The sequence below is a fragment of the Agathobacter sp. LCP21S3_B2 genome (assembly GCF_052118705.1).
In the GTDB taxonomy this organism is placed as follows: Bacteria; Bacillota; Clostridia; order Lachnospirales; family Lachnospiraceae; genus Roseburia.
Window position 1 is genome coordinate 135,634 of sequence record NZ_JBQKGQ010000006.1, and the last position, 23,197, is coordinate 158,830.

18 protein-coding genes are annotated in these 23,197 nt (G+C 41.3%); 16 read left to right on the forward strand and 2 right to left on the reverse strand.

All coding sequences use genetic code 11. The features are described from left to right. Positions 1-468 precede the first annotated feature (468 nt). Entirely contained in the window at positions 469-4,134 is a 3,666-nt protein-coding gene (locus tag ACTQ1L_RS06245) for a glycosyl hydrolase 53 family protein (protein WP_441366024.1), read from the forward strand. Positions 4,135-4,383: 249 nt separating this feature from the next. Continuing rightward, on the forward strand, positions 4,384-6,378 hold the full coding sequence (locus ACTQ1L_RS06250) for a GGDEF domain-containing protein (protein ID WP_441366026.1): 1,995 nt from the start codon (positions 4,384-4,386) through the stop codon (positions 6,376-6,378). Between the two features lie 11 nt (positions 6,379-6,389). On the opposite strand, the gene ACTQ1L_RS06255 is transcribed toward ACTQ1L_RS06250, so the two are convergent. Beyond that, the gene (locus ACTQ1L_RS06255; protein WP_441366027.1) at positions 6,390-6,854 is read right to left on the reverse strand and encodes a SpoVA/SpoVAEb family sporulation membrane protein; all 465 of its coding nucleotides are present in this window, start codon (positions 6,852-6,854) and stop codon (positions 6,390-6,392) included. A 269-nt stretch (positions 6,855-7,123) separates the two neighbouring features. On the opposite strand from ACTQ1L_RS06255, the gene glyA reads away from it, so the two are divergent. From glyA to ACTQ1L_RS06280, 5 genes are all read left to right on the forward strand, one after another. Then, positions 7,124-8,365: a serine hydroxymethyltransferase gene (glyA, locus tag ACTQ1L_RS06260; RefSeq protein ID WP_441366029.1), complete on the forward strand. Its 1,242-nt coding sequence runs from the start codon at positions 7,124-7,126 to the stop codon at positions 8,363-8,365. Between the two features lie 55 nt (positions 8,366-8,420). Then, positions 8,421-9,710 carry a serine--tRNA ligase gene (serS, locus tag ACTQ1L_RS06265; RefSeq protein ID WP_441366030.1) on the forward strand — a complete coding sequence of 430 codons (1,290 nt, stop codon included), beginning with the start codon at positions 8,421-8,423 and terminating at the stop codon, positions 9,708-9,710. Between the two features lie 244 nt (positions 9,711-9,954). Next, the gene (locus tag ACTQ1L_RS06270) at positions 9,955-10,212 is read left to right on the forward strand and encodes a toxin HicA (RefSeq protein ID WP_321110677.1); all 258 of its coding nucleotides are present in this window, start codon (positions 9,955-9,957) and stop codon (positions 10,210-10,212) included. After that, positions 10,196-10,561: a type II toxin-antitoxin system HicB family antitoxin gene (locus ACTQ1L_RS06275; RefSeq protein ID WP_055237993.1), complete on the forward strand. Its 366-nt coding sequence runs from the start codon at positions 10,196-10,198 to the stop codon at positions 10,559-10,561. Before ACTQ1L_RS06270 ends, ACTQ1L_RS06275 begins: the two co-directional genes overlap by 17 nt. 27 nt (positions 10,562-10,588) lie before the next feature. Further along, positions 10,589-10,714, forward strand: a complete 126-nt coding sequence (locus ACTQ1L_RS06280; protein ID WP_012741986.1) for a hypothetical protein — start codon at positions 10,589-10,591, stop codon at positions 10,712-10,714. A 5-nt stretch (positions 10,715-10,719) separates the two neighbouring features. Here ACTQ1L_RS06280 and ACTQ1L_RS06285 read toward each other — a convergent pair whose 3' ends face one another. After that, a complete protein-coding gene (locus ACTQ1L_RS06285; RefSeq protein ID WP_441366032.1) occupies positions 10,720-10,962 on the reverse strand; it encodes a DUF2179 domain-containing protein in 243 nt (80 codons plus the stop codon). Positions 10,963-11,263: 301 nt separating this feature from the next. On the opposite strand from ACTQ1L_RS06285, the gene purM reads away from it, so the two are divergent. The 9 genes from purM (at position 11,264) to cobI (ending at position 23,162) form a co-directional block, all read left to right on the forward strand. Then, positions 11,264-12,289, forward strand: coding sequence for a phosphoribosylformylglycinamidine cyclo-ligase (gene purM, locus ACTQ1L_RS06290; RefSeq protein ID WP_441366034.1), 1,026 nt, complete (start codon positions 11,264-11,266; stop codon positions 12,287-12,289). A gap of 86 nt (positions 12,290-12,375) precedes the next feature. Continuing rightward, entirely contained in the window at positions 12,376-13,002 is a 627-nt protein-coding gene (gene purN, locus ACTQ1L_RS06295) for a phosphoribosylglycinamide formyltransferase (protein ID WP_055165103.1), read from the forward strand. A gap of 95 nt (positions 13,003-13,097) precedes the next feature. Continuing rightward, on the forward strand, positions 13,098-14,372 hold the full coding sequence (gene purD, locus ACTQ1L_RS06300) for a phosphoribosylamine--glycine ligase (protein WP_441366036.1): 1,275 nt from the start codon (positions 13,098-13,100) through the stop codon (positions 14,370-14,372). Continuing rightward, a complete protein-coding gene (locus tag ACTQ1L_RS06305; RefSeq protein ID WP_441366037.1) occupies positions 14,362-15,018 on the forward strand; it encodes an HAD family hydrolase in 657 nt (218 codons plus the stop codon). Before purD ends, ACTQ1L_RS06305 begins: the two co-directional genes overlap by 11 nt. Before the next feature lie 46 nt (positions 15,019-15,064). Beyond that, the gene (locus ACTQ1L_RS06310; RefSeq protein WP_441366038.1) at positions 15,065-18,130 is read left to right on the forward strand and encodes a bifunctional diguanylate cyclase/phosphodiesterase; all 3,066 of its coding nucleotides are present in this window, start codon (positions 15,065-15,067) and stop codon (positions 18,128-18,130) included. Positions 18,131-18,223: 93 nt separating this feature from the next. After that, a complete protein-coding gene (locus ACTQ1L_RS06315) occupies positions 18,224-19,654 on the forward strand; it encodes an NCS2 family permease (RefSeq protein ID WP_118370796.1) in 1,431 nt (476 codons plus the stop codon). A 371-nt stretch (positions 19,655-20,025) separates the two neighbouring features. Beyond that, positions 20,026-21,816: a Y-family DNA polymerase gene (locus ACTQ1L_RS06320; RefSeq protein ID WP_441366041.1), complete on the forward strand. Its 1,791-nt coding sequence runs from the start codon at positions 20,026-20,028 to the stop codon at positions 21,814-21,816. Between the two features lie 78 nt (positions 21,817-21,894). After that, complete coding sequence (locus ACTQ1L_RS06325; RefSeq protein ID WP_055237999.1) at positions 21,895-22,359, forward strand: hypothetical protein; 465 nt, start codon at positions 21,895-21,897, stop codon at positions 22,357-22,359. Positions 22,360-22,418: 59 nt separating this feature from the next. Continuing rightward, positions 22,419-23,162: a precorrin-2 C(20)-methyltransferase gene (gene cobI / locus ACTQ1L_RS06330; protein WP_441366043.1), complete on the forward strand. Its 744-nt coding sequence runs from the start codon at positions 22,419-22,421 to the stop codon at positions 23,160-23,162. Positions 23,163-23,197: the final 35 nt, after the last annotated feature.

The following is a 23,197-nucleotide window of genomic DNA, read 5'->3' on the forward strand; positions in this document are numbered from 1 at the left end:
GCCGTACGTTTTTTTTATATATAGTACCGGGGACTCTGGCAATTTGCCTATGAAAAAATAAAAAAATATCAAGCATATTAATATATTTAGCTTGCATAAAAAATTATTATACTTCTAAAACGCGTAAAAGTATTGTGAAATTTCTACAAAATTAATGTGAATATCATTATTTGAATAACCGTTCGAACAAGCTGAATTTTTGTGTATTTTCCCATATTTACAAATATTAAATTGATGTATTTTTGCTAAATATTACAGAAATAAGTTGGCATTTATGTCTATTGAAACGTAAACGTTTAATGTATAAACTGTAAATATAGTTATTGCAACCGATTGCGCTGTTGCGCATGAAACAGATGAAATCATGAGTGACATGCAATTTGTGAATGTGCATGACAGTGGCTTAATGGCTTTGATATTTATCAATTTGATAGTCATTTACCACTGCATAAAAACAAGGAGGAAAATATGAGCAGGAAGAGAAAAATGGCATCTATAACAAGTGCCGGACTGGTGTTTGCAATGCTTTTAAGCCAGAGCGCTGTGGCGGATTTTGGCACAGAGCAGGTTAAGGCAGCAGAGGATACCGCAAAGTGGGTAGACACAGAATATGTGGTGAATGGAGATTTTGAGTCGTCTATAAATGAGGATGGAAGTATAACCGGTTGGACTAAGTCAACGGGAAGTGGACTATTTGTCACAAAAGATGAGTGGGCGGTAAATAATACAACTCAGTTTACAAAGATAAAGGACATAACTGGGGACAATTCGCTATATCAAACAATCAAGAATGTTGAGCCGGGAACCTATAGGATTTCAATTGATCAGGATGGACAAAAAGATGTTAAATCAGGTCTGTATGTGAAATATTTGGAACAGGCTAAAGAACTTCCGGCTACAACAGATTGGGATAATTGGGAAACAGTTACAACTGATGAATTTACAATTGAAGCTGTACAAGATGTTGATATATGTATTGGAGGAGATGTTACGAATGGCTATTGGGGCGATATTGACAATATCAAGCTTCAAAAGCTTTATGAAAAAGAATCGGATGATACTGACTCTTCCGAAGAAAATCAGAAAGGCTACAAAATCTCAGTAAACCAGACTGAAGTTACCGTAGAAAATGGTGATATAGTCAATCTTGAAGCGAAGATTACCTTTGATGGAAAAGAAATAAGTGAACTTCCTGAGGGAGTAAATTTATGGTGGTGGATTGATACATGGAATGACCACACAGATGGATTGAATGACGGAACATTAGAAAACGATAATAAGTCCGGAAAAACTCTTAAGGCTGCTTACACAACAAAGTCAGCAGGTAAGTATTATGTTGTAGCCCAGCTTAAGGATGCAGATGGCAATGAGCTTGGTTATGCATGTACAACTATTACATCTAAGGCACCTGAAACTGATACCTCAGTAGACAATGACGATATTGTTGTTGCAAAGGTAAAGAATTTGTCGCCTGATTTCATAATGGGAATGGACATTTCATCTGTTATAACAGAGTTCAACAGTGGTGTTATATACAAGGATTATAACGGAAAAGTAATTGACAATGTGACAGATTTCTGTAAATTCCTGGCAGAAAACGATATAAACCATATCCGTGTCAGAGTATGGAATAATCCATATGATTCAAACGGAAATGGATATGGTGGTGGAAATAACGATGTGGCAACCGCAAAGAAAATTGCTGATGCATGCCGCAGTGCCGGAATAAAAATGCTTGTTGATTTCCATTGCTCAGATTTCTGGACTGATCCGAGTAAACAGATGGTGCCTAAGGCATGGAAGGGCTATACAGTTGATGAGAAGGCTGCAGCTGTAGAAAAGTTTATCAACGAATCATTAAACACAATTGATGCATCAAAGGATGTTGTAGATATGGTTCAGGTTGGAAATGAGACAACAGGCGGTTTTATAGGAGAAACAAAAACAGATGCCATGTGTAAGCTCTTTTCCGCAGGCTCAAAAGGTGTTAAGGATTACAACAGTGACGTAAAGGTTGTGATTCATGTGGAAAGTCCTCAGAAGAATACACTTACAACATGGTCAGATAATCTTGAAAATTATAATGTAAATTATGATATTCTTGGAACAAGCTATTATCCATACTGGCATGGAACACTAAGCAATTTAAAGAAAGAACTCAGCTATGTTCAGACTAAGCACAAAAAGGATGCAATGGTTTTAGAAACAAGCTATGCATATACACTTGATGATTCGGATGGTCATGAAAATACTGTCCGTGAGGGAAATAATGATGATTCGGCAGATGCCACAGAGCCTTTCACTGTGCAGGGACAGGCTACATATATCAGAAACCTCATCAATGCTGTAAATGAGGCAGGCGGACTTGGTGTGTATTACTGGGAGCCGGCATGGATTACCGTAGGAGATACAACAGGTCTTTCAGAGGAAGCTGCAGCGGCAAGATATGAAGCAAATAAAAAGATTTGGGAGGAAAAAGGCTCAGGCTGGGCAGCAAGCTACGGCGGTGAGTATGATCCAAAGGATGCCGGAAAATGGTATGGCGGTTCTGCTGTAGATAACCAGGCAATGTTTTATCCGGATGGAACAGCAACAGCTGGCCTTAAGGTATGGAATTACGTAAAGACCGGTGCCAAGGTAACGAAAATTGGAGTTGAGGATATAGAAACAGCAGATGTCACAGCAGAGGCAGGAAAAGAGATAGAGCTTCCAAAAACAGTTAATGTGACATATAATACAGAAAAAGTTGAAGAGAACATTGTTTGGAATACAGAGGGAATTGATTTTTCAAAGGCAGGAACATATACAGTAGAAGGAACTGTAAAGTTCAGTAGAAAAATAGAGCGTGGTGCTTATAAGGATAAGACATCGGGTACAACAAAATGTACAGTAGTTATAAAGCAGAAAAATCTTATTACAGATGCAGATGATGCAGGCTTTGAAAAAGCTGATAATTTCACAACTGATAATAGCATTGTTGATTCAGTTTCTTCCACCAAGGATGATAAGAAGTCAGGAGAAGCATGTGCTCACTGGTACAATGGTGGAGAAGATAAGACAGAGGCAGCCATTACTTACAATAAAGCTATTACACTTGCTTCAGGCGAGTACATCTTTGAGTATGTAGGACAGGGAGCCGATGGAGATGAGCTTTATGCTGAGGTTATGGATTCAGAAGGCAATATCATTGCAAAGGGAGATAATGTTACACTTGAGGGTTGGAAAAACTGGAAAACTCCAAGCGTTTCATTTAAGCTTGAGAAAGAAACCAAAGTTACACTTGTTGTCGGTATCGTGAGTGCAAAAGGTGGCTGGGGAACAGCAGACGACTTGTACTTATATCAGACGAAGTCAGATGACAAGCCGGATGATAGCAACCAGACGCCGGACGGAGGAAACAACAAGCCGGATGATAGCAACCAGACGCCGGATGGAGGAAACAACAAGCCGGATGATAGCAACCAGACGCCGGACGGAGGAAACAACAAGCCGGACGATAGCAACCAGACACCGGACGGAGGAAACAACAAGCCGGACGATAGCAACCAGACACCGGATGGAGGAAATAACAAGCCGGTAGAAACTCTCACACCTGGAGAGGTTGTAGCAAGCAAGGCAGATAGCACAACAACCATTAAGGACATTAAGGGAATCCTTCCTGCTACAGTGAAATTCGAATCAAATAAAGTAACTGATGAGAAGGAAGTGTCAAAGGTTACAGATATTGTAAACAAAAAGATTGTAGGAGTGAAAGCTTTAGCACTATATGAGCTTAATTTGACAGACGGAACAACACAGATTCATCAGCTTGAAGATAAGGTTCAGGTAACAATGGATATGCCATTTACATTAGCTTCTGATGAGGCAATCAAGGTATTTCGTGTAGATGGAGAAAAGCTCTTTGCATGCAAAGCCTCAATTGTAGATGGAAGGCTTGTATTTGAGACAGATCATTTCAGTACATTTGCATTTGTAAAGGTAAAGACAAGCTCCTATGCAGCATCTGCGACTGATGCAAAAGCTGCAAAGACATCAGATGACAACAACATGTACATGTGGCTGATTATTGCAATGTCAGGACTTGGAGTAACAATTGCTGCAATCATGGCAAAAAAGAAAAATGTGGGAGAATAATTGAAGTATTTATTGTCATAAACAAAGATAGGGACAGTTCTATTTGAACTGTCCCTTGTCACGTTGATAAAGGAATTTAATATTAAATTATCAAAATACAAAGAAAAATCTTGTATAAAAGTACTAAAAATAGTAAAATTGAATTAATTTAGTAAACTGTTTTCAAAGTGATGTATATTTGTATACAGTAAATACAATGCGATGCTTTATTGAAAGAAGGGATAAGGACAGCGCAGGAAGCCGGGGCATATGATGGATGAAAAAATAATAAATGAAAAGTTCCACAAATATGAAAAGATGCTTAGCAAGTCTAATATATCGGTCTATGAGTATTATCCAGCTACAGATACAGCAGTTAAGCTGGATGCCTCTTTAAATGTCGTAAGAAAAATCAGTCCATATATGAATGAAATTAACAGTGAAAGATGGCTGGATTTGCAGGAACAAAGCAGGTATGTCCAGTTTTTAAGAGGCATGAGTAACGGAAATATTGAGATACAATATGCTGATGATGATGGACACATGACGCTTAAAAGCATCAGAAAGCTTTACATGGTAGATGAGACTACAGGTGAGGAATATCTGCTGATTACCAAAAAGGACGTCACAAAACAGAAAAATACAGAGAGAAAATACCGAGAGCAGGCCCAGAGAGATTCAATGACTAAGCTTTACAACCGAGTCAGTGGCAAGGAAATAGTGGAAAGCTATCTTGATAGGAAAAATCCGTATGAGTCCTGTGGCATGCTTGTTATGGATGTTGATTATTTTAAGGGTGTCAATGATTCGTATGGACATCTGTTTGGGGATAAGGTTCTCATTAAAATTTCGCAGCTTTTGATGGATCATTTTGATAAAAAAGCCGTTGTTTCCAGAGTCGGAGGAGATGAGTTTGTAGTCTTTTTCTATGACATTGACAACAATCAGCTTGTGTCAAGAATCGGAGGATTTTTTGATGATATAAAGACACTTACCTTTGCGGAGAATGATTATATTCCGACCTGCAGTATCGGGGTGTGCTTTGTGCCGAAAAATGCATCTAATTGCAGCTATGATCAGATATTCCAGAATGCGGACTGGGCGCTTTATCAGGCAAAGAAGCGTGGTAGAAACAGATATGTTTTCTGCGACAATATGCACAGATATAATGAAGAGATTATGGAGGCAGGTCAGAAGGAAGCAGCTAAGCAGCAGCTTGATGCCAGATATTTTCAGAATGATATACTTGCAACTGCCTTTGAGGTTTTTGAGAAGCACAGATATTTTGATGATGCTATTAAGCAGCTGCTTCAGATTATCGGTATCAGATTCCAGCTTGACCGCATATCAGTTGTGGATATTGATATAAGGAACAACATTGCAAGCTGTTCCTATCAATGGAGAGCTAATGGAGTGAAGGCTGCTTTGGAAAAGCCGCAATGCTATAAAAGGGAAGATTTTCAGAAATTTTTCAGTAAGTATAATGCATTTAATGCATTGGTGATAAACGATGAAAATGTGAATGAGTATTCGGTTGAGGGACAGCGGTTAGTTATGCAAAATAACACCAGGACAGTTCTTCATATTGCAAGATATGATGAGGGCAGATATGCCGGCACAGTTGCATTTGTCACCTGTAACAAGAACAGATTCTGGTCTCTGGACAAGATGCATGAGTTGTCTGAGGTTGTAAAGCTTTTTTCTGTATACATGAGAAAGAGTCTTGGGTTCAATAAATATGACTGTGGCTGTGGATGGCATAATGATTATGATGATTTGACAGGCCTTATTTCGTTTGCACGTTTTAAGGAGGATGTGGAGCATATTATTGTGAGCGGTACCCGCCAGGATTCGGTGATGGTGTATTCGGATATTGAGAATTTTTCTGAATATAACAGGAAATATGGTTTTGAACAGGGAGACCGGCTGCTGAAGGAATTTGCACAGTATATCATAGGTACGATGCAAAAGGTAGAAAAGACATATTTTGCCAGAATTGTATCTGATCAGTTTGTACTTTTTATGCCTTATGATATAAGTGTTAATGATATAGAGTACAAAGTACAAAGAATTAATGATTCTTTTACCAGAACATATATGGGAGATGATGATGGTATCAAAATCAACATCAGGACAGGAATATATAAGGTAACCGGGGCCTGCAGCGGTGTGTCTGCGGCAATTGATGCCGCAAACAGTGCCAGAAAGCATATAAAGCCGTCTGATGAGCTTAAGGTAGTTATATATAATGAAAGTATGGCTTGAATTGCAGCCGATTACAGGTAACATGTTATTATCAGATATATCACACCAAGCACCCAGCTTGAAAATATGCCGTACAGTATCACAGGACCTGCAATCCTAAATATCTGACAGCCTATGCCAAATACCTGCCCCTCCACCTGAAATTCACATGCGGATGAGCATACTCCGTTTGCAAAGCCTGTTATAGGAACGAGAGCGCCTGCGCCTCCCCAGTTTGCGAGTGGTGCATACAGGTTTAGCGCTGTCAGTATGCAGCTTATGAGAATCAAAATCATGCTGCACCAGGCAGAGGCTTCATCGCTGCTGAATCCAAAGTATTGTGTGCAGGTATTTACTATGAGCTGTCCGATAGTGCATATGATTCCGCCGAGTATAAATGCCTTTAGCATGTTTGCAGAAAGGCAGTGAGTAGGTGTGACGCGCTTTACATATTTGTTATATTCATCATTTCGTTTTTCTTTTTGGTCAGTAGTCATGTTTTCAGACCTCCTTTTTTATAGGATGACCGTATTTTTTAAATGTATTCATATATGTGATTTTAGTTATTTGATTTGGGTATAGTTACTTATTAGAATTAAATATGAAGGATATATCAAATAATCCTTGCTACTTTCTGCTTTAAATAGTAGAATTGTAGCAAGGATTATTTTTGCGCGGTAGCGCATCAATGTAATAAATCGCAGCGAAGCATATAATTGCGATAAATAATGCAAGCATCTTGCAATAAAGAAAAGGAGACACATATATGTATACACTTGACGACATCAAGAAAGAAGATCAGGAGATTGCGAGCGCCATCACAGATGAGTTTGAGCGCCAGAACAGCCATATCGAGCTTATTGCTTCTGAGAACTGGGTAAGCCCTGCTGTTATGTCAGCTATGGGAAGCATTCTCACCAATAAGTATGCTGAGGGATATCCGGGAAGAAGATACTATGGAGGCTGCGAGTGCGTGGACGAGGTAGAGGAGCTTGCCAGAGAAAGAGCCAAGAAGCTTTTCGGCGCAGAGTATGTAAATGTACAGCCACACTCAGGCGCTCAGGCCAACATGGCAGTACAGTTCGCCATCTTAAAGCCGGGCGATACCATCATGGGAATGAACCTTGACCACGGCGGACACCTCACACATGGTTCACCGGTCAACTTCTCAGGCTCATATTTCCATGTAGTGCCTTACGGAGTAAATGACGAGGGCTTCATTGATTACGACAAGGTAGAGGAAATTGCCCTTGAGTGCAAGCCAAAGATGATTATCGCAGGTGCATCTGCATATGCGAGAACTATAGATTTCAAGCGCTTCAGAGAGATTGCAGACAAGGTAGACGCAGTGCTCATGGTTGATATGGCTCATATCGCAGGACTTGTAGCCGCAGGACTTCATCCAAGCCCAATCCCATATGCACATGTCACCACAACCACTACACACAAGACTCTCCGCGGACCTCGTGGAGGAATGATTCTCTGCAGTCAGGAGATGCAGGATAAGTACAATTTCAACAAGGCTATTTTCCCGGGAATCCAGGGTGGACCTCTCATGCACGTTATTGCTGCAAAGGCAGTCTGCTTCAAGGAGGCATTACAGCCTGAGTTCAAGGAGTATCAGAAGCAGATTGTAAAGAATGCACAGGCACTTTGCAAGGGTCTTCAGAGCCGTGGCATCAAGATTGTCTCAGACGGCACAGACAATCACCTTATGCTCGTAGACTTAACTCCGTTTGGTCTCACGGGAAAATCTATCGAGAAGCTTCTCGATGCGGCGCATATCACAGCCAACAAGAATACTATTCCTAACGACCCACAGAAGCCATTTGTCACAAGCGGTATCCGTCTCGGAACACCTGCTGCTACATCAAGAGGCTTAAAGGAGGATGATTTCGACAAGGTTGCAGAGGCAATCGCCATGATCATCAAAGAGGGTGAGAGCGCAGTTGAGTCTGCAAAGGCTATCATCAAGACACTTACTGACAAGTATCCTCTTGCATTTTAAGGGTTTTCAGAGTAAAATGTTATAAGTTATAAAAACATAATACTTTGGAGGAATTATGATAGACTTAAAGTTTTTAAGAGAGAATCCGGATCTCGTAAAAGAAAATATTAAAAAGAAATTCCAGGACCACAAGCTTCCACTCGTTGATGAAGTAATCGAGTATGACAAGAAGGCCAGAGAAGCACAGCAGGAGGCTGATGATCTTCGTGCAAAGAAAAATCAGGTTTCTAAGCAGATTGGTGCTCTTATGGCACAGGGCAAGAAGGAAGAGGCTGAGGCTGTAAAGGCTGAGGTTGCACAGATTTCAAAGCGCCTCACAGAGCTTGAGCCACTCGAGAAAGAGTATCAGGACAAGGTGCTTGAGGATATGATGAAGATTCCAAACATCATCGATCCATCAGTTCCAATCGGAAAGGATGATACCTTCAACGTGGAGAACGAGAAGTTTGGTGAGCCTGTTGTTCCTGATTTCGAGATTCCTTATCATACAGATATCATGGAGAGATTTGACGGAATAGACCTCGATGCAGCAGGAAAGGTTGCAGGAAACGGTTTCTATTATCTGATGGGAGATATCGCACGTCTTCACTCAGCCATGACAGCATATGCGCGTGACTTCATGATTGGAAAGGGCTTTACATACTGTATCCCGCCATTCATGATCCGTTCAAATGTCGTAACAGGTGTTATGAGCTTTGAGGAGATGGATGCCATGATGTACAAGATTGAGGGAGAGGATCTCTACCTTATCGGCACATCTGAGCACTCAATGATCGGTAAGTTCATCGATACAATAAACGATGAGTCAAAGCTCCCATACACACTCACAAGCTACTCACCTTGCTTCCGTAAGGAAAAGGGTGCACACGGCATTGAGGAGAGAGGTGTTTACCGTATCCACCAGTTTGAGAAGCAGGAGATGATTGTTGTCTGCAAGCCACAGGAGTCAAAGGAATGGTATGAGAAGATGTGGAAGTACACAGTAGAGCTTTTCAGAAGTCTCGATGTGCCTGTCCGTACTCTTGAGTGCTGTTCAGGAGACCTCGCAGATCTCAAGGTTAAATCATGCGACGTAGAGGCATGGTCACCAAGACAGAAGAAGTACTTCGAGGTTGGAAGCTGCTCTAACTTAGGCGATGCACAGGCAAGACGTCTTAAGATTCGTGTAAAGGGCGAGGATGGCAAGAAATACTTTGCACATACTCTTAACAACACAGTTGTTGCTCCACCACGTATGCTCATCGCATTCCTTGAGAACAACCTGAATGCAGATGGTTCTGTAAATATCCCTAAGGCACTTCAGCCATACATGGGTGGTATAGAGAAGCTTATTCCGAAGCACTAGTTTTTGAAATAAATTAGTTCATGTAGATAATTAATACATGTAAATATAACAGCCGTAGCTGCGATTGAAAAAGAAAATCGCGGTTACGGCTGTTTTGTAGTTAATGACCTTATCAATATTTATGTCAGAGATGATAAGCAAATACAGAAGGCTTTTGACAAAAATGGTCATGCACATTTCTTTTGATAAACGGCATTGACGCCAAATATGATACCATGTATAATATAGATAGTAGGTATTCAGAATGTCAAAATGGGATAAACTATTAACGAGAATATGTGCTTTATCAAAAGACCTCCGGTTTGATGAATTGCGTAAGGTATTGGAAAGCTATGGATATGTAATGAATGCACCAAAGGGCGGAAGCAGTCATTACACGTTCAGAAAAGCCGGATGTCAACCGATTACGATACCGAAGCATGAACCTATCAAAAAAGTGTATGTAGAGATTGTAAAGCAGATTGTGGAAAGTGAGGCGGTGAATGATGAAAACGCTGAATGATTATTTTACAATGAATTATCGTATGGAAATTGTAGAGGATAAGGATGAGGGTGGTTTTGTAGTTTCATTTCCGGAGCTCCCAGGATGTATTACCTGCGGAGAAACAGTAGAATCCGCTGTCGCAAACGCTTTAGATGCCAAGAAAGCATGGTTAGAAGCTGCTATGGAAGATGGTATTGAAATCCATGAGCCGGACAGCTTAGAGGATTATTCTGGACAGTTTAAACTTAGAATTCCACGAAGCCTTCATCGTTCCCTTGCAGAACATTCTAAGAAGGAAGGTATCAGCATGAATCAGTATTGTGTATATCTTCTTTCCAGAAACGATGCAGTTTATTCAAAATTATAGACTAAATGAAATAGGAGGTGTTCTGTTATGTTTTTTCTTATAGCGAAGGATAATGAATGGGCTGGATTGCTTAGTAGTCTGGATATGTTTTCTGATGATTTTATGGAAGAAGGACGGATACAGCCTGAAGTACAGGTAAGGGAAGATTTCTAATGAATTTACAGAGAAGAAAATCCCTTACCAAATACTTCACTGGTGGTCATCACAGACATAAAAGCATGTAGCTTATTCTGATGTATGAAGCCTCTAAGCTCTATGGCCTGCTTCTTTGTGAGAGTGCTGAAAACGATATAGTTTCTCTCACCGGTGTAGGCGCCTCGTGCCTCCACATAGGTGGCACTTTTTCCGAGAACATTTATAATATAATCGCATATCACATCCTTGTCATCGCAGATAAGCATTTGGTGTTCTCCTTTATGATTTGACAGCGTGTCAGGTATTTATTGCAGTGCTGTGTATCATAGCTTTCTTTTGTATTATTAATCGTTCAAATCTAAATATTTATTTGCATGGATAGTGTAGGACGCTGGATGTCTGATGTCAATATAATCCGTGAAATAAATTATAAGTATTATTTCTATAAAAGATATATTATATTAGTAAAACTAATAAGAATAATTACAATATATAATTGGAAAATTTAGCACTATGAAGGTATACTATAGGTATTGAACGAATTGCAGATTATTAGGAGGAACAATAATGGATTACAAGAATTCAGGTGTTGATATCGAGGCAGGTTACAAGTCAGTAGAGCTTATGAAAAAGCATGTAAAGGAGACTATGAGACCGGAGGTGTTAGGTGGTCTCGGAGGCTTCTCAGGAGCGTTCTCACTTGCTTCCATCAAGGATATGGAGGATCCGGTGCTTTTATCGGGAACAGATGGCTGCGGAACTAAGGTAAAGCTTGCTTTCATCATGGACAAGCATGATACAATCGGAATCGATGCAGTTGCCATGTGCGTAAATGATGTGGCATGTGCAGGCGGTGAGCCATTATTTTTCCTTGATTATATAGCATGTGGAAAGAACTATCCGGAGAAGATTGCTACAATCGTAAGCGGTGTGGCAGAGGGCTGTAAGCAGTCAGGCTGTGCACTCGTTGGTGGAGAGACAGCAGAGCATCCGGGTCTTATGCCTGAGGACGAGTATGACCTTGCAGGCTTTGCAGTTGGTGTGGTTGACAGAAAGGACATCATCACAGGCGAGGGATTAAAGGATGGTGATGTACTTATCGGAATGGCATCAACAGGCGTACACTCAAATGGATTTTCACTTGTCAGAAAGATTTTCAAGATGGACAAGGAGACATTAAATACATATCATGAGGAGCTTGGCACAACACTTGGAGAGGCACTTCTTGCCCCTACAAGAATCTATGTAAAGGCTCTTAAGGCTGTAAAGGACGCAGGAGTCACAGTAAAGGCCTGCAGCCATATCACAGGCGGCGGCTTCTATGAGAATATCCCACGTATGCTCATAGATGGCAAACGTGCCGTAGTTGAGACAAACAGCTACCCTGTTCCACCAATCTTTAAAATGATGGCTAGAGAGGGAAATGTCGAGGAGCAGATGATGTACAATACCTACAACATGGGACTTGGAATGATTGTCGCAGTTGACCCTGCAGACGTGGACAAGACTATGGAGGCTATGAAGTCTGCCGGAGATACACCATACGTAGTTGGAAAGATTATTGACGGCGAGAAGGGTGTAGATCTCGTATAATTACATTCAAATGAGGGGCAAAATACCTTTTGACCCTCATATCCTTATATTGTTAATAATTGTATACATCGTTGCGAGGAAAAAGAATGAAAATTGCAGTATGTGTATCGGGTGGCGGCACCAATCTTCAGGCCATCATAGATGCAATAGATAACGGAACAATTACAAACACACAGATAGAGGTTGTTATCAGCAACAACGCAGATGCATATGCACTTGAGAGAGCAAAAAAAGCAGGAATAAAGGCAGTATGCATCTCGCCAAAGAATTATGAAAGCAGAGCTGCCTTCAATGAAGATTTCTTAAAGCAGCTTAACTCATATCATGTGGATTTAGTCGTACTGGCAGGCTTTCTGGTAGTGATTCCACCTGAGATGATAAAGCAGTACAGAAACAGAATCATAAATATCCATCCATCGCTCATACCATCCTTCTGCGGCACAGGCTACTATGGTCTTAAGGTGCATGAGGGTGTGCTTGCACGCGGTGTGAAGGTGACAGGTGCCACCTGCCACTTTGTGGATGAAGGCACAGACACAGGCCCTATTATTTTACAGAAGGCAGTCGAGGTAAAGCAGGGTGACACACCTGAGGTGCTTCAGCGCAGGGTTATGGAGCAGGCTGAGTGGAAAATCATGCCACACGCTATCGACCTGATAGCAAATGGCAGGGTGTCAGTAGAAGACGGACATGTTATTATAGATGAGAAGTAATGACAGTGCTGTAAGTAATTAGTATGTAAACATAGGTAGATTATGATTACCGGACAATGAAAAGCTTATATATAGCTTAGATATAGGAGGCAAAAATGAAGGTATTAGTAGTAGGAAGCGGCGGAAGAGAGCATGCAATATGCAGGGCTGTTGCAAAGAGCTCACGCGTTGACAAGATATACTGTGCACCGGGCAATGCAGGTATCGCTGCACTTGCAGAGTGTGTGCCAATCGGTGCGATGGAATTTGATAAGCTCGTATCATTTGCAAAGGATAATGCCATTGATTTTACAATCATCGGTATGGATGATCCGCTTGTAGGAGGTATCGTTGACGAGTTCGAAAAGGCAGGGCTCAAGTGCTTCGGACCAAAGAAGAATGCAGCTATTCTTGAGGGCTCAAAGGCATTTTCAAAGGACCTCATGAAAAAGTATAATATCCCTACTGCGGCATATGAGAATTTTACTGATGCCCAAGAGGCTCTTAAATATTTAGAGACAGCAAAGTTCCCTATCGTTTTAAAGGCAGACGGACTTGCTCTCGGAAAGGGTGTACTTATCTGTAATACTCTTGAGGAGGCAAAAGAGGGTGTCAGAACCATCATGGAGGACAAGAAGTTTGGAACAGCCGGAAACACCATGGTAGTTGAGGAGTTCATGACAGGTCGCGAGGTCTCTGTGCTTTCATTTGTAGATGGAAAGACTATCAGGATTATGTCATCTGCGCAGGATCACAAGCGTGCAGGCGATGGAGATACAGGTCTTAATACAGGCGGCATGGGCAATTTCTCACCTAGTCCGTTCTATACCAAAGAGGTCGATGATTTCTGCAAGAAGTATATTTATCAGGCAACTGTAGATGCTATGGCTAAAGAGGGCAGACCTTTTACAGGAGTAATTTTCTTCGGACTCATGCTCACAGAGGATGGACCAAAGGTGCTTGAGTACAATGCGAGATTCGGAGATCCTGAGGCTCAGGTTGTGCTTCCTCGTATGAAGAATGATATCATTGATGTGATGGAGGCATGTGTAGACGGAACTCTTGACACAATAGATTTGCAGTTTGAGGACAATGCATGCGTATGCGTAGTTCTGGCATCAGACGGATATCCTGTCAAGTATGAGAAGGGCTTTAAGATAACAGGCTTTGAGAAGTTTGAAGGCAAAGAGGATTATTACTGCTATCATGCCGGCACCAAATTTGATGCTGACGGCAATATCGTTACAAACGGAGGACGTGTGCTTGGTATCACAGCAACAGGCGCCACACTCAAGGAGGCCAGAGCCAAGGCTTACGAGGCAACAGAGTGGGTACAGTTTGATAATAAATACATGAGACATGATATCGGAAAGGCAATAGATGAAGCATAAGGGTATTATTTTTGATATGGATGGAACTCTCTGGGATTCTGCAGAGAATGTGGCAAAATCATGGAATAAGGCCATAGCAGATTATGGCTATGAGAGGGCACTTATCACAAAAGAAGACATGTATTCAGTAATGGGAAAGACAATGGATGTACTGGCATCCATTATCTTTCCTAATTGTACTTGCAGAGATGAGTTAATTAATGTATGCTATAAGGAAGAAAACGATTACCTGACCGCTCACGGAGGAGAGCTTTATCCTGATGTAGAAAAGACACTTGATGAGCTGTCAGAAAGCTATGACCTTTATATAGTCAGCAATTGTCAGCGTGGTTATATAGAGTCTTTTTTTGCGTACCACGGACTTGGCAGGTTTTTTAAGGATACTGAGTGCTACGGCAACAATGAGCTTGAGAAGTCAGAAAACATAAAGCTTATTGTAGAGCGCAATAATATAGATGAGGCAGTGTATGTCGGTGACATACAGGGAGATTACGATTCCAGCAAAAAGGCAGGAGTTAAGTTCATCCATGCAGCATATGGTTTTGGCACAATAGATGACGCTGTGCCGGTAATTCACAGATTTTCTGAATTGCCTAAGGTAGTTGCAGCAGTGTTTGATGAATCAGACAGCTCTGATGATAATTGATTTTTATATTTTAAGTTTACGAATATGTAGATAATGGGGTTTCCACATGGCAGATAAGCGTAATAGAGGGAGAAGAATTACAGATAGAATAATAGAGGCTTACTATGAGCTGATGAAGATTGTTGCAGAAAACAATCATGAGCGCATGTTTGAGTACTATGTGGAAGATGACGAGGCATATATTTTCAAAATAGTCAACTCTTCTCCGGCTCAGAAGACAGTATATCCGCTTTTTAAACAGAATATCGAAACATACATGTCAGAGTGTCCGGCAGACAGCATCGAATGCTTCAAAAAGCAGCTTGATAAATGTCTGCTTCGGCCTATGCGTACTGCATTCCAGCTTAGTTTTATATCAGAGGATGGCAAGAGCAGGCCGGTTGAGATGTACATGGTCAGCATACCTGATTTGGATAAAAAGGTATGTATGGTAGCTGGAGTAATGTTTGATATCAGAGATGAAAAGGGACTTTTGGACTCGCTGACAGGCACATACAATCACCTTGCATTTGAGAATAAATGTACATCACTTATCAGGCAAAAGGGAACAAAGCTTTTATTTGTGATGCTTGATGTGGATGATTTCAAGATAGTAAATGACACCCTGGGACACAATGTAGGGGATAGGGTATTAAGCCAGACAGGACAGGTGCTTAAGGAAGTAGTTGGAGCCAATGGTATAGTTGGCAGGCTTGGCGGTGATGAGTTTGCAGCGATTGTATTTGGATTAGAGGACAGTGATGCTGTGGACGAGTTCTGCGTAAAGCTGTCAGGCAGACTGAAGAATATTATCTTTGATATGGAGTATTCTGCATCAATCGGCATGACTACTGGCGATGACAGAGAGCTGACCTTTAAGGATCTGTACTATGAGGCGGATCAGGCTATGTATTACTCAAAGAGGCATGGAAAAAATCGCATATCGTTTTTCAATTCTATCAGGAAAAATGATATAACCGTTCCGCATAATTCCTGCGCTCCTTCCAATACAGATGTATCCTGCAGGATGTCAGATATGGAGATATTCTCGTATGATGAAATGCCGGACTATATACTTGCAGTAGATGAGGAGAGCCGTAGAATAGTATTTGTCAACAAGGCTATCAGAAATTCAAGCGTTATGACAGCATCTCAGATCGATGAATTTATTTCAAATCCATTCGAGGATGGGTTTATTGATTTGTTTTTACGGAAAAAAGAGCAGGGAAACAGAGTATCGGTTTTTTCAGGAAAGGATCATCCCGACAATATAGTTGCAAAGCTTTTAGGCGAAAAGAAGCTTATAATCAAGCTGACTCATAAGGATTATAATGGCTATAGACTGCTCAAGATGATAGATTTGAGTAATGAGTCAAAGCTGAATGCTGTTATGAGACATATGAGCAGCTACAGGTCGTTTATGCAGAATTTCATTGATGCTATTAATGATACCACCGAAGGCTTTGGGTATAAGAAATATTTACGGCTGCTTAGAGAGTTTTATAACGCAGATTGTGTGGCTGTCATTTATAATGGAGAGAGTGCGTGGGACACAATTGAGGAGATACACATACCAAGTGCCCAGATTATGGCAAAGGTGGTTAATGAATCTGTTTCAAGAGGTGCAATTGTAGATTTTCTCGCTCTGTTTAATAATGCAGGTCGTGTATTCATAAGTGATATTAAGTCAATTGAGGGTGAATACAGGGATTTATTTAAGCGTATGGCTGATGTCAGAATATGGTCTACATCTGCGGTTCTACTAAACAAGAGTGAACAATGCTTTGGTGCCATCGCGGTTATGAATCCAAGGGCCAATTCAGGAAGTCTGGATTTGATTGATATGATTGGTATTTCAATATCGAATAGTCTGTTTTATGAGAAGGCGAGGGCAGAGTATGAGTACAGGCTCAATTTTGACCAGGTCACAGGCTTAAGAAAGAGAGAGACCTTTAATAATTTGGGAGAGAGCTATGTGGAGTATGACTGCAGCTTTATGGGAGTATTTGCATCAGATATCATAAGGCTTTCAGATATAAATGATAAATTTGGGTATATGGCAGGAAATGCGCGTCTTAAGATGGTTGCAGATGTGATCAGGGGTGTTTTTACAGGCTATGATATATACAGGTACGAGCAGGATGAGATAGTTGTTTTTTGCAAGGATATTGATAAAAAGTCATTTATGGGACTTGTCAGGATAGTAAGGGAAAGCCTTGATGATCTGGATGTCTCAGTATCGATAGGCTATAGTTGGACGGACAAGCCTGACATAGCAAGGCAGCTCTCAGAGGTTCGCTTAATGTATGATATTGAAAAGGATACAAAGCTTAAGAGTCTTGACAGTACAATGAGAAATAAGGTATTTAAGGATGTGGTTTCTGAGATTGAAAAGGGAAGCTTCATGGTATATTATCAGCCGAAGGTTGATTCAAGAACAGGCATCACAGTCGGGGCGGAGGCCCTTATCAGATTTTTTGATAAGGCTCATGGCGTTGTAGGACCAATTCATTTTATCGAGATTTTAGAAGAAAACAGATGCTCACATCTTATTGATTTATTTGTACTTGATGAGGTATGCAAGGCGCAGAAGCTTCGCTGTATAAGTGACAGGAGAGTGGTTCCGGTATCTGTGAATTTTTCGAAAAATACGCTGGAATATGCAGACCTTTTGGAACAGGTGAAGGAGATAATAAACAGGTATGATCTACCGGAGGGGCTTGTTCAGATAGAGATAACAGAGTCTGTTGGTGATATGGATATTGTATTGATAAATAATATCGCGCAGTCGCTGATTTCAATGGGCTTTCGTCTTTCAATGGATGACTTTGGCACGAAGTACTCAAATCTTGAGATGCTCTTTAAGTTTCCGTTCAGCATTGCTAAAATTGACCGTTCCCTGGTCAAGAATCTCGAGAGCAATGAAAAGAGCAGGATCATGTTAAAGCACCTCATATCCATGATTAAGGAGCTTGGCATAGAGTGTGTTGCCGAGGGGGCAGAGAATGAGGAGCAGGTAAGGCTATTACAGCAGTTTGGCTGTAATATTATTCAGGGCTATTTCTATTCAAAGCCGGTTACACTTGATGTTTTTACGAGTGAGTTCGTGGAAAAAACAAGGAATCAATTGTGATTCACAATTTTATATATAATGCAGCTATTAACAGGCGCCTGTAGCAGGAAAGCGGATAACAGCTGCAAAAAAGATAAAAGGAAAGGAAGAAAAATGTTAGAGAAAATCTTCAAACTCAAACAAAACAACACAACGGTCAAGACAGAGATTCTTGCCGGTCTGACAACATTCATGACCATGGCATACATCATTGCTCTTAACCCAAACCTCCTCACCGGATTTGGTGCTGAGGGAACAAAAGCACTATGGAACGGAGTGTTCCTGGCAACATGTATTGCTTCGGCAGTCGGTATGTTTGTCATGGCATTTCTTGCCAACAAGCCATTTGCACTGGCTCCGGGCATGGGACTTAACAGCTTCTTTGCTGTAGTAGTTGCCAATATCGTAAGCATCACAGGCCTGTCATATGTTGATTCATTTCAGGCTGCACTGTGTATTATCCTTATTGAGGGTATTTTATTCTTCATACTTTCAATATTCAATATCCGTGACAAGATAGTAGATGCCATTCCTTATGGCGTCCGCATGGGTATTTCACCGGCTATCGGTCTTATGCTTTTAAATATCGGTTTTGGCTCAAATGCCGGTGTTTACTCAAAGGATGGTGGACCATTTTATGTGATGAAGGATTTCTTCGGTGCACTTACACCGGGACTTGCCAAAACAAATATGACAGATGGATATTCTTCAATGGTGCTCACTGTTGTGACTATGTTCATCGGACTTTTTGTTATCATTATTTTAGCTCATAAGGGCGTCAACGGAGCAGTACTTTTTGGTATGCTTGCAGCCTGCGTAGTTTACTGGGCAGGAGAGGCTATATTTTTTGGAACAAATCCTTTTGCATCACTTGCAACAGCTTCATTTGTGCCACAGTTTAAGGATATGGCAGATACAACACTGTTCAAGTTCGATTTCAAGGATTTCATCAGTATTGGATGGTTTACAGCAATTTCACTCATCATCACATTCTGTATCATAGATATGTTTGATACCATCGGAACACTTGTTGGTACTGCATCACGAGCAGGAATGGTTGACAAAGAGGGAAATATGCCAAACATGAAGGAGGCTTTGATTTCCGATTCAGTTGCCACAATGGTTGGTGCCGTAACAGGTACATCTACAGTAACAACTTTTGTTGAGTCTGCATCAGGTGTAGAGGCCGGTGGACGAACAGGTCTTACAGCTTTCACAACAGGTATCCTGTTCCTTGCATGCATCTTTATAGCACCGCTTGCAGCAATCATTCCTGCCGCAGCAACATCATCAGCACTTATCTATGTTGGTATCCTGATGCTTGGCGGTCTTAAGAAGGTGGATTTCGAGGATCTCTCACAGGTTGCTCCGGTAGCACTCATGCTTATTGCAATGCCTATCTCCGGATCTATCGGACATGGTATAGGTCTTGGACTTATCACATATACTGTACTCAAGGTATTTACAGGAAAAGCAAAGGAGGTTTCTATCCTTACTTATGCTATTTCGCTTCTTTTCCTTGTGAAGTTCTTCCTTGTAGTGTAGTGTTTTAAAGCTTAGTGATTCATAGTGGTTCATAATGGTTATAGTACGAAAATGCCACTACAGCACAGGTTAATGCATCCGTAAGTCGGTACTGCGTCACTAAGAGGCTGTAAGAATTATAATTCAGTTTGTTATAGACCATGACACAACCGGCTTTTACATGCCGTCCATGGCACATAACGCCTTGCCCCGCCATCCTTGGCGGGGCATTGTTGCGTGAGGATATAATTCTAACAGCCACTAAGTGACTGCGTAAGGTTTGCAGATACATTAAACTGTGCTGTAGCGGCATTTTCTTATGTGGTGACAATAATTTATATATACAAACATATGTTCTTGACATTTGAACATAATCCATGTAAAATTATAATATGGACAAGCATAATGAAGAGCACATTTATGTGGCAATAGATTTAAAATCATTTTACGCATCAGTAGAGTGCAGAGAGAGGGGAAAGGATGCTCTGACCACTAATCTGGTCGTGGCAGATCCAACCCGCACGGAGAAGACTATCTGTCTTGCAGTATCGCCGGCTCTTAAGGCATATGGCATACCGGGCAGGGCGCGCCTTTTTGAGGTGGTACAGCGTGTGAAGGAGGTAAACAAGCTGCGTCTGTCGAAGCTTATGGCGAGTGGACATGCTGCCGGGACAGTGGAGAGAAGCCGACAAATTGAGGGCGAACAATCTGATAGAAAACAATCAGCAGGTGAACAGCAAAAAAGACTCAAGGATGAGGGCAATCCGGATGAAAGAAAAAAATATGTAACAGAAATTGATATAGCAGAAAATGATATAACAGAAAGCACAATGGCAGGCTTTGAGTATGCATCATATAATGCGAATCTGCTTGACGCACATCCTGAGTATGAGCTGACATACATTGTCGCACCGCCGCGTATGGCTTTGTATATGGATTACAGTACACGCATATACAATATTTATCTTAAGTATATCGCACCTGAGGATATCAGTGTTTACTCGATAGATGAGGTTTTTATGGATGTGACACACTATCTTCGCACTTATCACATGACGGCAAGGGAGCTTGCGTCTAAGATGATAGACGATGTCCTTAAGGATACCGGTATCACGGCAACCTGTGGCATTGGTACCAATCTGTATCTGTGCAAGATAGCCATGGATATTATGGCAAAGCATGCCATGCCTGATGAGCGAGGAGTGCGTATAGCAGAGCTTAATGAGAATAGCTATAGGCGAAAGCTATGGGACCACAGGCCGATTACCGATTTCTGGAGAGTGGGAGCAGGTTATGCCAAAAAGCTCGAGGCAGCCGGCATGTATACAATGGGAGATGTGGCCAGGTGCTCAACAGGCGGTTCGAATGATTTTTACAATGAGGAAAAGCTGTATAAGATGTTTGGCATCAATGCAGAGCTTCTTATAGACCATGCATGGGGGTATGAGCCTGTTACAATAGCTGATATCAAGGCATACAGACCGCAGACCAACAGCATCAGTTCAGGGCAGGTGCTTCAGGAGCCGTATGATTATGAGAAGACAAAGCTTATTGTGCGTGAGATGACGGACCTTCTTGTGCTTGATCTGGTAGATAAGAGGCTGGTTACAGACCAGATAGTACTCACTATAGGGTATGATATTACAAATCTGTCTAATAAGGCTGATAGCTGTTTTGGCTATAATTATGACCACGCAGTAAATAATAAAGGCAGAGACAGTATTGGCGGTAAGAAAGGTACACACAGAGATTATACAGGTGAGATTACCATAGACCGATACGGCAGAAAGGTTCCAAAGCATGCACATGGTACAGCAAATTTAGGGCGTTATACGTCATCCACGCGCATCATCATGGATGCTGTGATGGAGCTTTATGACCGTATCATAGATCCTTCTCTTCTGACACGAAGGATTACTGTGGTGGCAAACAGGGTCTGTGATGAGAGCAAGGTGCAGGAAAGTGAGCAGTTTGAGCAGCTTGATTTATTTACAGATTATCAGGCGAGGGCTAAGGAAAAGCAGAAAGAGGATGAGGCGCTGTCCAAGGAGAGAAAGCTTCAGGAGGCTATTATTTCCGTCAAGAAGAAATATGGAAAGAATGCTATGCTAAAGGGCATGAATCTTGAGGAGGGTGCCACAACTATTTCAAGGAACAATCAGATTGGCGGACACAAGGCATAGCAGCAACCGCTGTGGTTCTTAATCGGATTTTTCTTAGTGATTTAAAATAGTTACGAAAAAGTATATAAGGAGCATGGCATGGGAAAATATGATGATATTATAGATTTACCACATCATGTCTCAAAGGTACATCCGCAGATGTCTATATGGGACCGCTCAGCACAGTTTGCACCTTTTGCGGCACTTACAGGTCATGAGGAGGCTATTGCAGAGACAGCGAGGCTCACAAACGAGTGGCATGAGCCTGATGAGGACAAAAAAAGAGAGCTTGATGAGAAAATGAATGAGCTCATGATGCTTTATAGAAAGCGTAATTTCAATTCAGACAGTTTATATGACGAAAATGTCATAAATACCATGGCAGAGAATTATTTTGAGGTGACATATTTTGTGCCGGATGAGCACAAGGAGGGTGGCAGCTATGAGCATGTGACAGGGTATCTTAAAAAGCTTGATAGCATAGGGCACCTGATGATAGTTGTGGATGATAATGGTACAGAGACGGTAATTGATACAAGAAGAATATATGATATCGATTTGTGATGATTTTGTTAGGAATGCATTACTTGTAAATATAGTATAGAAAGCAGAAAATTATAAAGATGGACAAGCAGATAGAAAGAGCCGGGGATGACAATAAAAATAATATTGGTGTGTTATATGGTATCGGTGTAGGTCCAGGAGATCCCGGGCTTATGACTTTAAAGGCTATTAATACAATAAAAGCATGTGATATAATTGCAATCCCTGCAGTTTCAAAAGAGGAATGCTATGCGTACAGCATAGTGCAGGCTGTTTTACCGGAGATAGAGAAAAAACATATTATGTGCACTCCGTTTCCCATGATAAAGGACAAGGAAAAGCTTACTATATCACACAATAAGATATACTGTGACATAGTCAATGAGCTTGAAGATGGGAAAAATGTGGCAATGCTTACAATCGGCGATCCAAGCGTCTATTCGACATATATGTATATCCATAAGCGTGTCATGCAGGCAGGTTTTACGGCAGTGATGATAAGCGGTGTGCCGTCGTTTTGTGCAGCTGCAGCGCGGCTTGGCATTTCGCTTGGTGAGATGATGGATGAGATACATATCATACCGGCTTCGTATGAGGTGAGGGATACTGTGGGCTACGGTGGAACCTGTGTATACATGAAATCCGGAAAGAAGCTTGCAGAGCTTATAGAGGTGCTTCGCACAGGAGATTCTATCAGAAAAAAGAAAATGACAGTGTATGGTGTGACAAACTGTGGCATGGAGTCTGAGCGTGTGTACAGGGGGCTGGATGAGCTTACCGAAGCAAAAGGATATCTGACAATAGTTATAGTGAAATATAGCTAAAATAGGAGTTTGCTTTTTGTGTATAATTGCTATAA